The sequence below is a fragment of the Bosea sp. (in: a-proteobacteria) genome, from assembly GCA_023910605.1.
Taxonomy (GTDB): domain Bacteria; phylum Pseudomonadota; class Alphaproteobacteria; order Rhizobiales; family Beijerinckiaceae; genus Allobosea.
In genome coordinates this window covers 2661736-2674356 of record JAAVVV010000001.1, presented here as the reverse complement: position 1 = coordinate 2674356, position 12621 = coordinate 2661736, and the positions used below count along the sequence as shown (strand labels likewise).

The following is a 12621-nucleotide window of genomic DNA, read 5'->3' as shown; positions in this document are numbered from 1 at the left end:
GCATGGGCCGGGCTGCTTCACGGCATCGTCCGGGACGACGCCATGGCAGGGGCCGGCGGCGCAAGCCGGCCCCATCGGCCTCACTGCCGCTTGATGCCATTCAGGCGGATCATGCCGTCCGGATGCAGCGGGAAGCCCGTGATCCGTGCCGAAGTCGCATAGAACCAGGGCTGGTTGTATAGATACAGCACCGGGATTTCGTCCTGCGCGATGTTCTGGGCGGCGTCATAGAGCTTCTTGCGGGACTCGAAGTCGTAGACGGCGCGCGCCTCGGTCAGGAGCCTGTCCATCTCGGGATTGTTGTACTTGCCGTCATTCTGCCCGCCTTGCGAAGTCCAGAATGGATGGATGTTGCCATCGGGATCGATGCGGCCCGACCAGCCAACGCGGCTGAGCTGGAACCTGCCCTGCTGCTGGTCACGAAGCTGGCTGGCGAACTCCATCGAGCGCAGTGAAATCTCGAAGCCGGCCTCCTGCACCATGGCCTGGATGACCTGGCCGAGCTGGGCGTCAACCGGGTTGTTCGTCACCATCATCTCGATCTTGATCGGGGTGGTGACGCCGGCTTCCCGGAGCAGAGCTCTCGCCTTGGCGATGTCCCGCGCCGGTGGCACGAGGTCCTTGCGGTAATAGCTGCTGGAGGGCGGGAAGGGCTGCACCGTCGGCGGGTGCGTGTCGTCGAACACGACCTGGTTGAGCACGGCGCGGTCGATCGACAGGGAGAAGGCCTGGCGGACGCGCTTGTCCTTGCCCAGCGGCGTGTTGGCGGCGTCGCTATTGTTGTGGTTGATCGTCATGCCCTGATAGCCGAGGCCGGGCGTGAACAGCACCCTGAGGTTGCGGTCGGCGCGCGCGGACTTCACGTCCGTCGCGGCGAGGCGCTCGATCATGTCCAGTTCGCCGGAGCGCAGATTGGCAAGCCGCACCGTGGTGTCGGGAATTGAGCGGTAGATCACCCGGTCGAAATGGTAGTTCGCGGCTTCCCAGTGGTCTGCGAACTTCTCCAGCACGATCCGGTCGTTCTGCACACGTTCCACGAACTTGTACGGACCGGTGCAGACCGGGCGGGCGCCGACATCGCCGGCCAGCGTCGCCGGGGACAGCATCATGCCGGCGCGGTCGGCGAGCTGGCTGAGCAGGGTTGCGTCGCGCTGCCTGAGCTTGATGGCGATGGTGAGCGGATCGACGACCTCGACGCTGTCGATCGTCGCGAGTTCGGAGCGCCGCAGCGATTCCGGCAGCGTGCGGGCGCGGTCGAGATTGGCCTTGGCGGCCGCCGCATCGAAGGCGGCGCCGTCATGGAACTTCACATTGGGACGAAGCTTGATCGTCGCGGTCATGCCGTCGGCGGAAAAGCTCCACTCGGTGGCGAGGCGCGGCACGAGCTGGAGATCGGGGCTGGCGTCGAAGAGCTTGTCGCACAGGCCCTTGAACACGATGCGTCCGACGAAAGTGCGCGCCCGGTGCGGGTCTAGCATGTCGGGGTCTTCCTGCAGGCCGATGCGCAGCACCGATTGCTGGGCGTGAGCTGCCGGCGCGGCGCCCAGCGCGGCCGCCATGGCCAGCGCCCCGATCGCGGCCGCCTTAAGCAGGGTCTTGTCTGTCCTGATGGTCATCATGTCATCCTCCCGATGATGTGGCTTCGTTGCGCCCTGTGGCGCTGGCCTTCGCAAAGATCTCGATGCGCTGCTGGCGCGCGGCGCTCGCCTCCACCACCGGAAGCACGTCGCGCGCCGCCAGCTCAGCGGCACGATGGCATGCAACGGCGTGGCCGGACACGATGTCGTCAAGTGGCGGCCTGACCTCGCGGCAGATGGCGATTGCGTGGGGGCAGCGCGTGTGGAACCGGCAGCCCGGCGGCGGCGAGGCAGGTGACGGCGGGTCGCCCTCCAGGAGCGGCGCGTCGCGACGGGCCGTGGGGTCCTGCGCGGGAATCGCCATCATCAGTGCCCGCGTGTAGGGGTGGGCCGGCGCGTCGAAGAGGCTTTCCACCTCCGCAAGCTCGACGATCTCGCCCAGATACATCACCGCGACGCGATCTGCGGTGTGCCGCACGACGCCAAGATCATGGGAGACCAGGAGCATGGTCAGGCCCAGCTCCACCTTCAGATCCTCAAGCAGGTTGATGATCTGCGCCCTGATCGAAACATCCAGCGCCGAAACGGGCTCGTCGCCCAGAACCAGCCGCGGTCGCGAGGCCAGCGCCCGCGCGATGGCGATGCGCTGCCTCTGGCCGCCCGAGAACTCGTGCGGGTAGCGCTCGGCATTGTCGGGCGGAAGCCCAACCAATGTGAGCATGCGCGCCACTTCCTTCGCCACGCCTGGCCCGCTGGCGATGCCGTGGGTCACGATCGGCTCGGCAACCAGCTGGCCAACCGTCATGCGTGGGTTGAGCGAGGAGAACGGGTCCTGAAAGACGATCTGCATGTCACGCCGGAGCCGCCGCAGGGCGTCGGGCGCCGCTGCCGTCACATCCGTGCCGTCGAAGATCACCTGCCCGGCATCGGGCTCGATGAGGCGCAGAAGCAGGCGCGCCAGCGTGGACTTGCCGCAGCCGGATTCGCCGACAATGGCGAAAGTTTCGCCACGACGGATCTCAAGCGAGACATCATCCACGGCGCGCACCAGAGGCTCGCGCCGGAACAGGCTGCGCTGGCCGCCGAAATGGCGGGTGAGGTGACTCGCGGACAGGATGATGTCGTCGCTCATGCTGCGGACCCGATGCCTGCTGAGCCCACGCCCAGTTCGATCGGCGCACGGAAACAGGCCGCACGATGGCCGGGGCTCATCTCCACGAGGGGCGGCGCCTCGGCGCGGCACTGCGCGTTGGCGAAGGGGCAGCGCGTCGAGAAGCGGCAGCCGGCCGGCCACAGCGAGGGGGGCGGCACTGCGCCCGGAATGGAGGTGAGGCGCGACTGGCGGCGGCCGAGCGATGGCAGCGAGCCCATCAGGCCGATCGTGTAGGGGTGCTGGGGATCGCGGAAGATCTGAGCGACCGGGCCGTGCTCGACGATGCGGCCCGCATACATGACGGCAACGTCATCGGCGACCTCGGCCACCACGCCAAGATCATGCGTGACCAGCACCATGGCCGTGCCCGAGCTGTGCTGGAGATCGCGCACGAGCCGCAGGATCTGCGCCTGGATGGTCACGTCGAGCGCAGTGGTGGGCTCGTCGGCGATGAGCAGGCGCGGGCTGTTGGCCAGCGCCATGGCGATCATGATGCGCTGGCGCATGCCGCCCGACATCTGGTGGGGATAGGCCTTCAGGCGGGTTTCGGGCGCCGGGATGCGGACCTGCTGGAGGACGCCGAGCGCCAGCTTGTCCGCCTCGGCCTGGTTCACCTTGCGATGGCGCAGGATCACCTCGGTGAGCTGATCGCCAATGGTGAAGGCCGGGTTGAGCGAGGTCATCGGCTCCTGGAAGATCATCGTCATCCGGTTGCCGCGCAAATCTGCCAGGGCGTGCCGGTCCAGGGTGAGCAGGTCCTGACCCTCGAACATGATGCGGCCCGAAGTGATCCGCGCCGGAGGGCGGGCAAGAAGGCCCATCAGCGACAGCGAGACGATGGACTTTCCGCAGCCGGACTCGCCCACGAGGCAGAGCGTGCGGCCCGCCTTGACGCTGAACGACACGCGATCAACCAGCGAAAAGCCTGCCGGCTGGCCGACGAAGCTGATCGAGAGATCCTCGACGGAGAGGACGGTCTGGGGTTCGTCTGGCGGATGCACGGCTTGCGTCACGATTGGGTATGGGCGGACCGGCGGTTCGCCCCTTGTGGCCGCGCAATCTCCGACCGGGCCCTCGCTCAAGTCAAGGCCGCCCGATGCGCGCGGGCGGCTCCATCCATGCGCTGCACGCAAGACCATAAAATGGTGGAGTCACTTGGCGTCAGGGCTTCGCGCGCTGCGCGAGCGCGAGCCCAACAAAAAAGCCGGGCCAAGGCCCGGCTTGCGTTCGTGCAAATTGCAGCTTGTCAGCGGCGCTTCACGAGGCTCCAGCCTGCGGCCACCAGCGCCGTCGCGAGCGCCACCTTGACGAGCGAGCCGAGCACGAAGGGCTGAACCCCGACGGCGAAGGCGCGAGACAGGCCGACGCCGGTGGCGCCGCTGGAGAGCTGCGCGAACCAGGAAAGCCAGGCGAGCCCGAGGGCCAGGATAAGGCCGTGCGCCAGGGTCATGCCGGCTGCGACGCGGAGCAGGGAAGCGCCGCGTGCCGCAAACACGCCTGCCACATAGGCGGCGGGGATGAATGAGAGGAGAAAGCCGCCGGTGGAGCCAAGGAAATAGGCGGGACCGCCGACGCCTGGAAGGGCGAAGACCGGAAGGCCTGCGAAGCCCTGCGCGAGATAAAGCGCGACGGCGGCCGCGCCGAGCCGGGGGCCAAGGGCAGCGCCAAGGAAGAGCACCACGAAGCTCTGCATCGTCATCGGCACCGGCCACATCGGCACCTGCACCTTGGCAGAGAGGATCATCAGCAACGAACCGGCGATGACCAGCGCGGCGTTGCGGACCGGCGCCGAGACGGCGCCGAAGGCGTGAGGAAAGGCCGAGACCAGCAGGGGCTGCGGCGAGGCATGCGACGAAGCGGCTTGGGCCATGATGCGATCCTGAAACAATGCGAGGCGGGAGCGATGGCGGTTGAGTTGCGCCGACTTGTCCGCTCTATAGGTCCAGATCGGCGGGCTCACAAGTGCGGGCGCCCGTCTACGCCCGTGCGTCGATGCCTCTTCCAGGGGACTTGCAACGACTTGCAACGGACATTCTCCTCAAGCGCCGAACCGGCGGCGCAGCAGCCATGGAGGGCTCCCCGCTTGGCCGAAGACCTCATCCTCGACCGCAGCCTCGATGCCGAGGCGGGGCGCGTAGTCGCCCTGACGCCGCTGATCCGCCGGGTGATCGCGGGCAATGCGAGCCCCTTCACCTTCACGGGGACCTGCACCTACATCGTGGGCCGCGGCACCGTGGCGGTGATCGACCCGGGCCCCGAATCGCCCGGCCATCTGGCCGTGCTCCTCGGGGCGCTGCGCGGCGAGAGCGTGAGCCACATCGTGGTCAGCCACACCCACAAGGACCATTCGCCGGGGGCGCGTGCGCTGAAGGCGCTCACCGGCGGACGGATCGTGGGCTGCGGGCCTCACCGCGCGGCCCGGGACCTTGCGCTGGGCGAAGCGAACCGGCTCGACGCCTCCGCTGACCATGACCATGCGCCGGATGCCATCATGGCTGAGGGCGACGCCGTTTCCGGCCCGGGATGGAGTCTCGCGGCCGTGCCGACGCCGGGGCACACGGTCAACCATCTCGCCTTTGCCCTGCGTGAGGAGCAGTCGCTGTTTTCCGCCGATCATGTGATGGCCTGGTCGACCACGATCGTCGCGCCGCCCGACGGCTCGATGTCCACCTTCATGGCGTCGCTCGACAAACTCAGGGGGCGGCACGAGACGATCTACTGGCCGGGCCATGGCGGGCCGGTGCGCGAGCCTGCCCGCTTCGTGCGCGCGCTGGTGACCCATCGCAAACTGCGAGAGGCCAGCATCCTGAACCGGGTGCGCGAGGGCGACCGATCCATCGCGGCCATCGTGGCGCGTGTCTATGAAGGCTTGCCTCCGGCGCTGCATGGCGCGGCGGCGCTCTCCGCCTTCGCGCACATCGAAGATCTCGTGGCGCGCGGGCTGGTGCGCTGCGACGGCGCGCCCACGCTCGACGCGGTGTTCGAGCCCGCCTGATCAGCGTGCGGCCAACATCAGCTGGACTTCATCCGCAAAGGCCTGGATGCGCCGGGCGTTGGCTCCCAGATCATGCCGGCCGATGCGTGAAGCGGAGCGGATGTCGATGCGCGAGCCGTTGACGCGCGGGCGGATGCGGATGGTGACATCATCATTGAAGCGCAGGACCCGCGTCGTAGCTACCGCCTCGATGCGGCCCGATCCTGTGCGGCCGCCGGGGGGCGCGTGCTCGACAACCTGCCAGCCCAGGCTGCGCGCCGCCTTCAGCGCCACATCGAAAGCATTCTCCGCCGGCAACTCGGTGATGATGGGGATGAGCTGCTGATAGGCTTCGCGCTGGGGGGCGCGCGCCTCGCGAGGGAGTTCGCGCGGGACATGGCCCGAACGCGCCGCGAGCGCCGCACGCGAGCGCGAGAAGGAGGGAGGGTCGTCGATGTCGGTGGTGATGTCGGTGAGCTGCGGCAAGGTCAGCGCCTGCATCGCCGCCCATGCCGGAGCCGCGAGCAGGCCAAGGCCGAGAAGGACCGCGAGAACAATCCGGCGCGCGCCCCTGAGGCCAAGTCGCCAGATCGCCACCCCGCCGAAGAACGCCAGCAGAAGCGTGAGCGCGGCCAGCGCAAACCCCGCCCCCAGCGCGGCCAGCCCCGCAGGGCCGTGCTGGCCGCTCCGCACAACGATCAGGCCATAGATCGTGACCACCACCGCGAACAGCGCGAGGCGCGCCGCAAAGATCGCGGCGCGCGAGGCAGGCTGTTCGAGGACAAGGCGGCGCATTGGCCAAGCCTAGCGCGGGCCGCGCGCCAGCGCCACGCCCAAGCGCGTACAGCCTCAGGCCGGGAAGCGATAATCCTTGAACTGATCGCGCAGGGTCGTCTTCTGGATCTTGCCCGTGGCCGTATGCGGGATCGCCTCGACGAGGGCGACCGCATCGGGCAGCCACCATTTCGCGATCCTGCCCTCCATGAAGGATACGAGGTCATCGCGGGTTGGTTTGCGCCCCGGACGCGGCACGATCACCAGCAGCGGGCGCTCGTCCCAACGTGGGTGGGGGACTCCGATCACGGCCGCCTCCGCCACGTCGGGATGGCCCATGGCGAGGTTCTCGATCTCGATCGACGAGATCCATTCGCCTCCGGACTTGATCACGTCCTTGGCGCGGTCGGTGATGGCCATGTAGCCATGGGCGTCGATCGTGGCGACGTCGCCGGTATCGAAGAAGCCTTCCGCGTCGAGGATATCGCCGCCATCTTCGCCCATGTAGCTGGCGGCGACGGCCGGTCCGCGCACTTTCAGTCTGCCGAAGGTCCTGCCGTCCCACGGCAGGGGCGCGCCAGCATCGTCGGTTATCTTCATCTCGACGGTGAAGGGCGGGTGACCCTGCCGGGTCTTGAGGTCCAGCATGGATTCCGGGTCCAGCCCCTCATAGGCGGGCTTGATCGAGCAGAAGGAGCCGAGCGGGCTCATCTCGGTCATGCCCCAGGCATGAGCGACGGTGACGCCGAAGCGCGTTTCGAAAGCCTCGGTCATGGCGCGCGGGCAGGCCGAGCCGCCGATCACCACGCGCTTGAGCGAACTCAATCGTCCGCCCGTCGCGTCAAGATGGGCGAGCAGGCCGAGCCAGACGGTGGGCACGGCCGCAGTGACGGTGACCTTCTCCTCCTCCAGCAGGGCGTGCAGGCTGGGGCCGTCAAGGCGCGGCCCCGGCATCACCATCCTGGCCCCCGTCATCGGGGCCGAGAAGGCTAGGGACCAGCCATTGGCATGGAAAAGCGGCACCACGGGCATAACCGAATCGCGCGAGGACAGGTTGAGAAAGTCCGGCGCTGCGCAGGCCAGGGCATGGAGCACGTTGGAGCGGTGGGAATAGAGCACGCCCTTGGGGCTGCCGGTGGTGCCCGAAGTGTAGCACAGGCCGGCGGCGGTGTTTTCCTCCAAGCGCGCCCAGGCGAAATCGCCGTCGGCTTCGGTCAGCCAGCTTTCCATGTCGACGGCGCCGGGCAGGGCGGTCGCCGGCATGTTGGCCGCATCCGTCATGATGATGTAGCGATCGATCGTGGGCAGGCGCGGCTGGAGCCGCTCGACCAGCGCCACGAAGGTGAGATCGAGGAACATCAGCCGGTCGCCGGCATGGTTGGCGATCCAGGCGATCTGATCCTCGAACAGGCGCGGGTTGAGCGTGTGGTAGATCGCCCCGATCCCGGTGATCCCGTACCACAACTCGAGGTGGCGCTCGGTGTTCCAGGCAAGGGTGGCGATGCGGTCGCCCGCTCTGACGCCATCGCGGGCGAGGCGCTGGGCTATGCGCAGAGCGCGCTGGCGGGTGCGGGCATAGCTCGAGCGCCGTGTCTCGCCCTCCACGCCGCGCGAGACGATCTCGCGGGCGCCGTGCTGGACCGCCGCATGGTCGATGATGCGGTGGATCAGCAAAGGCCAGTGTTGCATCAGCCCGAGCATGGCGTTCTCCCTCGTCCTTGTTTTGAGCGGATGATACCCCCTTCGCTGCCGAGGTGAAGCGGCGGCTGCCGCCATGCGCCTCGCGGCTTGCGCGAGGGCTGGCGCCGAAGGCTCAATCTCTGGTAGTTTAGATGTGAACGACAGCAGCAGCGGGAGTGCGCCATGGCCGCGACGGCAAGCCGCAAGGCGGCGGAGGCGGAAGTGCCGGTGGATGTAATGCGGCTCTGGTTCCGCTTCCTCAGGCTTCACCAGCGCGTGTCGCTCGCCATGGCGGCGCGGCTGCGCGCAATAGGGCTGTCCGTGCCACAGTTCGACCTTCTCTCCACCCTCAGCGAGGGGGAGGGCATAACCCAGAGCGAACTTGCCGAACGCCTTTACGTCACAAAGGGCAATGTGTCGGGCCTCGTCGACCGGCTGGTCGATGCCGGTCTGGTCGAACGCCGGGCCATCGCCAATGACCGCCGCTCCTATGCGCTGCACCTGACGGCGCATGGACGCGATCTCGCCGAGAAGGGCCTGGCCACGCAGCGCGACTATGTGCGCCGCACGCTCGGCACGCTCGCCAGGGCTGATCTCGCGTTGATGGAGCGGCTGGTTCTCGATTGGCGCGAGGCCGCGCGAACGATGGGGCGCAGCGGCTGACGCTGCCTTTGCGGGCGCCGTGACGCTTCCTCGTTCCGCCGGACGCATGGCCACTCGGTCCCGCGTTGCACGCAATCTGCACAAGCCGTGACCTCTTCGCCTGCGCTTCAGGCATGACGATGCAGGCTTGATCAGCCCGGCACGCCATCTGTTGTTGCAAGGCAACACCCGGCCAAAAGCGACGCCGATGTGAAGGGATGGCGTCGAATGGCTGATTACACGCATGGGTTGTGTTGATATCATGATTGCCTGATTTGGAGAGGCATGACCCATGAAACTCGCATTCACCACCACCGTCGCGCTCGCTGGGCTGACTGGTGCGGCCTTCGCGGCTGACCTGCCGGCCCGCAGGGCGATGCCGCCCGCCCCGGCTGCATCCGCCGCCTGCCTGGAGACGAATGCCCTTCCCACCGATGTCTTCGGCTTCACCACCGGCTCGGACGTGACCGATGTCGGCGCCTGGGGCGGCACGGTCACTGCGAACGGCGTCTTCACCTCGCGCTCGACGCGGGTGTCGGGCGTGACGGGCGTGGCGCAGGTCGCCACCGGCCTGTTCCGCTGCTTCGAGATCGCGCCCTATGCCTTCCTCGGCGGTGCTGACGCCACGGCTCGCGGCGGCGCCTCTGGCTCCTCCACGGCCTATGGCGGCGGCATCGAAGCCAAGTACAAGTTCCTTGGCCGCGACCTTCACGGCGTCGGCGCGACGGTCGACCTCGACGTGAGCGCCGGGAACACCCGCTTCTCGGGCCTGCTCGGGGCCGGCACGGTGACCTCGTACAATGTCGCCGCGCGCCTTTTCCTTGATCGTGAACTCGTGGCGGGTCTCCTTTATGGGGCGCTGAACCTTGAGCATGTCTCGACCTTCAGCAGGGTCGCCGGCGTCTCTGCCGACGCCTCGCAGTTCAACGTGCGCGCCGCCCTCTCGGCCAAGGTGGCTCCGAACCTGTTCGTCGGCGCCGAAGCCCTCTATTCGCGCACCTATCAGGATGCCGGCTATGGCCGCTTCCTGGGCGATGCCTTCATGGTCGGCCCGAACATGCTCTGGGCTATCAACGACAAGTGGACGTTCAACGCCGCCTACCAGATCCAGGTGGCCGGCAAGGCCCGCGCGCTGCCGGGCGACCTCAACCTGAACCAGTACACCATGCATTATGCACGGGTGAAGCTGGCCTACGCCTTCTGACCTTTTGCTGCCAGGGCTTGCGAAAGGCCGGGCTTGCCCGGCCTTTTTTCATGAGGCCCACCTGAAAGCGAAGGCGTGTTGCTGCTGCGTCATGGTCGGAAGGATCACTTTCGGCTAAGCATCGCCAATGAGGATGACGGAAAACGCCATGACCAGCCCTGGCTCGCGGATCGTGACGGCCCTGCTGTGCTGCTGGCTGGCAGGCCCAGCGCTGGCGCAGGGCGCGCAGCCTGCGCCGCCAGTCTCCTCGCCGCCAGTCTCCTCGCCGGCGGCCGCGCCGGAGCCTGCCCCGGTCGCCCAGCCCACGGTCGCCCAACCCACGGTCGCCCCTGCGAAGCGGCAGCCACGCCGCGTGGCCCGCCCCGCCCCGCAGCGCGAGACCACGATCAACGCGGATGATCCACGCCCCACCTTAACGGCAGACACGCTGCCGGGCACGGCGCTGGCATCCGAGCGCTACCTGGAGATCGTTCGCGCGGGCGGCTGGCCGAGCCTTCCCAGGGGCACGAACCTCAGGGAGGGCGCGAAGGGCGCGGCCGTGTCCATGCTTCACCGGCGGCTTGCCATCACGGGCGATCTCGTTGCCGTCGGCGGCGGCGATGCATTTGACGAAACGCTCACTGCGGCGGTGAAGCGCTTCCAGTTCCGCCATGGTCTGCGCCAGACCGGCATCGTGGCCGGGCGGACGCTTGACGAGCTCAATGTGCCGGCCGAGACGCGGTTTCGCCAGCTGGCCTCATCGGCACAGCGCATCGCGGGCAGCGCCTTCGCCTTCGGGCCGCGCTATGTCGTGGTCAACATTCCCTCGGCCCATGTCGAGACGGTTGAGAACGGCGTGGTCCGGCGGCGCTATGTGGCGATCGTGGGCCGGCCCGACCGGGCTTCGCCGACGGTCGAGACGCGCATCACCACCGTGAACCTCAACCCGAACTGGACGCTGCCTCCCACCATCATCAAGGAAGACATCATCCCCTTCATGCGCAAGGGCAGGAACGTGCTGGCGCAGAAGGGGGTCAAGGTGTTCTCGGGCGGTCAGGAAATCCCGGCCTCCAGCATCGACTGGTCGAGCGCGCGGGCGCTGAACTATACCTACCGGCAGGAGCCGGGACCGCGCAACGCGCTCGGCCACGTGCGCATCGACATGCCGAACCGCGACGCCGTGTTCATGCATGACACGCCATCGCGCAACCTGTTCGGCGGAGACCAGCGATTCAACTCGTCCGGCTGCGTGCGCGTGCAGGATGTGCGTGACCTTGCCGCCTGGCTGCTCGAGGACACGGCCGGCGGCTGGAACCGCAAGGCCATCGATGCGGGCATTGCCACGGGCGAACGCAAGGACATTCGCCTCCAGCGCGCGGTGCCGGTGGCGTGGGTCTACATGACCGGTTACGCGACGCCCGATGGCGTCGTGCACTTCCGCCCCGATGTCTACGGCATCGACAAGGTGGGCGGCGGGGCGCTGCGGCAGGCTGCCGTGAACTGAGGCCGGGGCGGTTTCCGGCCGGCTCCTGCGTGCGCCGCATGCGGATGCCGCCATCACCGCGCTTGTCCCTCATCCGCACTTCGCCCAAGACCGCCCCATGTCGCCATTGCCTGATCCACCCATCCTGACCCGCAAGGGCGTCGCGCTTGGCGCGCGCATGGTCCTGCCGATGCTGCCCGGGGCTGCCGTGTTCGCGGCCGCCTATGGCGCGGCTTCCTCGGCCAAGGGCCTCGGTCTGGTCGAGGCGACCGCGATGAGCTTCTTCGTCTATGCCGGCATGTCGCAGATGGTGGCGCTGGAAGCCTGGCCGCGCGAGTGGAGCTGGAGCGTGGTGGTCAGCCTCGGCTTGCTTGCCATGGTCGTGAACAGCCGCATGGTGCTTCAGGGCGCCTCGCTCTATCCGTGGCTGCGCGTCCATTCCAACGGCGTGAACGCCGCGCATCTGAGCCTGCTGACCGACGCCAACTGGCTGATCGGCTCACGCTACCATGCCGAGGGCGGGCGCGATGTCGGCGTGCTGCTGGGCGCCGGGCTGACGATGCTGATCGGCTGGACGATCTTCACCGTGCCGGGCCACATGGCCGGTGCATTGGTCAATGATCCCAAGCGTTTCGGGCTCGATCTCGTCATGCCGATCTTTTTCGCGGCCATGCTGGTGCCGCTCTGGCGCGGTCGCAGGGCGGCCGTGCCCTGGGTCGTGGCCGGCATCGTCGGGCTGGCCGTGTCCAAGCTGCTGCCGGGGCATCTGTTCATCATGGCGGGCGCGCTGTCGGGCATGGCGTGCGCGGCCCTGATCCCGGAGAAGGCTTCGTGAGCGGCTGGCTCTCGGGGCTGATGACGCCCGGCGTCGCCATGGCCATCGCGGCCATGGCGCTGGGCACCTATCTGTGTCGGGTCTCGGGCTATTTCCTGATGAACTGGATTCCGCTGACGCCGGCGTTGCGGCGCGCGCTGGCGGCGCTGCCCGGCTCCATCGTGGCAGCAACTGTCGTGCCGATCATCGAGCGGGCCGGGCTGGCGGCGGGCCTCGCGCTCACCGTGGCGCTGGGTGTGATGATGATCCGCCGCAGCGAGATCCTCGCGCTGGCGGCGGGCCTCGCCGCCGTGATGGCGGCGCGGGCCTGGGGGCTCTGA

General features: G+C 68.1%; 12 protein-coding genes. 6 read left to right on the top strand and 6 right to left on the bottom strand.

What is annotated here, in order from left to right:
- Nucleotides 1–80: 80 nt before the first annotated feature.
- From HEQ16_12905 to HEQ16_12890, 4 genes are all read right to left on the bottom strand, one after another.
- On the bottom strand, nucleotides 81–1559 hold the full coding sequence (locus tag HEQ16_12905) for an ABC transporter substrate-binding protein (GenBank protein MCO4054923.1): 1479 nt from the start codon (nucleotides 1557–1559) through the stop codon (nucleotides 81–83).
- A 61-nt stretch (nucleotides 1560–1620) separates the two neighbouring features.
- Nucleotides 1621–2709, bottom strand: a complete 1089-nt coding sequence (locus HEQ16_12900; protein ID MCO4054922.1) for an ATP-binding cassette domain-containing protein — start codon at nucleotides 2707–2709, stop codon at nucleotides 1621–1623.
- Nucleotides 2706–3869, bottom strand: coding sequence for an ABC transporter ATP-binding protein (locus HEQ16_12895; GenBank protein MCO4054921.1), 1164 nt, complete (start codon nucleotides 3867–3869; stop codon nucleotides 2706–2708). The genes HEQ16_12900 and HEQ16_12895 overlap by 4 nt, the downstream gene beginning before the upstream one ends.
- A 107-nt stretch (nucleotides 3870–3976) precedes the next feature.
- Nucleotides 3977–4600 carry a biotin transporter BioY gene (locus tag HEQ16_12890; protein ID MCO4054920.1) on the bottom strand — a complete coding sequence of 208 codons (624 nt, stop codon included), beginning with the start codon at nucleotides 4598–4600 and terminating at the stop codon, nucleotides 3977–3979.
- A gap of 33 nt (nucleotides 4601–4633) precedes the next feature.
- On the opposite strand from HEQ16_12890, the gene HEQ16_12885 reads away from it, so the two are divergent.
- Nucleotides 4634–5725 carry an MBL fold metallo-hydrolase gene (locus HEQ16_12885; protein MCO4054919.1) on the top strand — a complete coding sequence of 364 codons (1092 nt, stop codon included), beginning with the start codon at nucleotides 4634–4636 and terminating at the stop codon, nucleotides 5723–5725.
- Here HEQ16_12885 and HEQ16_12880 read toward each other — a convergent pair whose 3' ends face one another.
- Together HEQ16_12880 and HEQ16_12875 are read right to left on the bottom strand one after the other, a co-directional pair.
- Nucleotides 5726–6499 (bottom strand): DUF1499 domain-containing protein, encoded by a 774-nt coding sequence (locus HEQ16_12880; protein ID MCO4054918.1) that lies wholly within the window; start codon nucleotides 6497–6499, stop codon nucleotides 5726–5728.
- 54 nt (nucleotides 6500–6553) lie between these two features.
- Nucleotides 6554–8179 carry a long-chain-fatty-acid--CoA ligase gene (locus tag HEQ16_12875; GenBank protein ID MCO4054917.1) on the bottom strand — a complete coding sequence of 542 codons (1626 nt, stop codon included), beginning with the start codon at nucleotides 8177–8179 and terminating at the stop codon, nucleotides 6554–6556.
- A 162-nt stretch (nucleotides 8180–8341) separates the two neighbouring features.
- Between HEQ16_12875 and HEQ16_12870 the strand changes: the two genes are divergently transcribed.
- The 5 genes from HEQ16_12870 to HEQ16_12850 all read left to right on the top strand — a co-directional run bounded on the left by HEQ16_12870 (nucleotide 8342) and on the right by HEQ16_12850 (nucleotide 12621).
- Nucleotides 8342–8821 (top strand): MarR family transcriptional regulator, encoded by a 480-nt coding sequence (locus HEQ16_12870; protein MCO4054916.1) that lies wholly within the window; start codon nucleotides 8342–8344, stop codon nucleotides 8819–8821.
- A 271-nt stretch (nucleotides 8822–9092) separates the two neighbouring features.
- Complete coding sequence (locus HEQ16_12865; GenBank protein MCO4054915.1) at nucleotides 9093–10004, top strand: hypothetical protein; 912 nt, start codon at nucleotides 9093–9095, stop codon at nucleotides 10002–10004.
- A 148-nt stretch (nucleotides 10005–10152) separates the two neighbouring features.
- Nucleotides 10153–11487: a L,D-transpeptidase family protein gene (locus HEQ16_12860; protein ID MCO4054914.1), complete on the top strand. Its 1335-nt coding sequence runs from the start codon at nucleotides 10153–10155 to the stop codon at nucleotides 11485–11487.
- A gap of 97 nt (nucleotides 11488–11584) precedes the next feature.
- Nucleotides 11585–12301, top strand: coding sequence for a branched-chain amino acid ABC transporter permease (locus HEQ16_12855; protein MCO4054913.1), 717 nt, complete (start codon nucleotides 11585–11587; stop codon nucleotides 12299–12301).
- Between the two features lie 20 nt (nucleotides 12302–12321).
- Nucleotides 12322–12621, top strand: coding sequence for an AzlD domain-containing protein (locus HEQ16_12850; protein ID MCO4054912.1), 300 nt, complete (start codon nucleotides 12322–12324; stop codon nucleotides 12619–12621).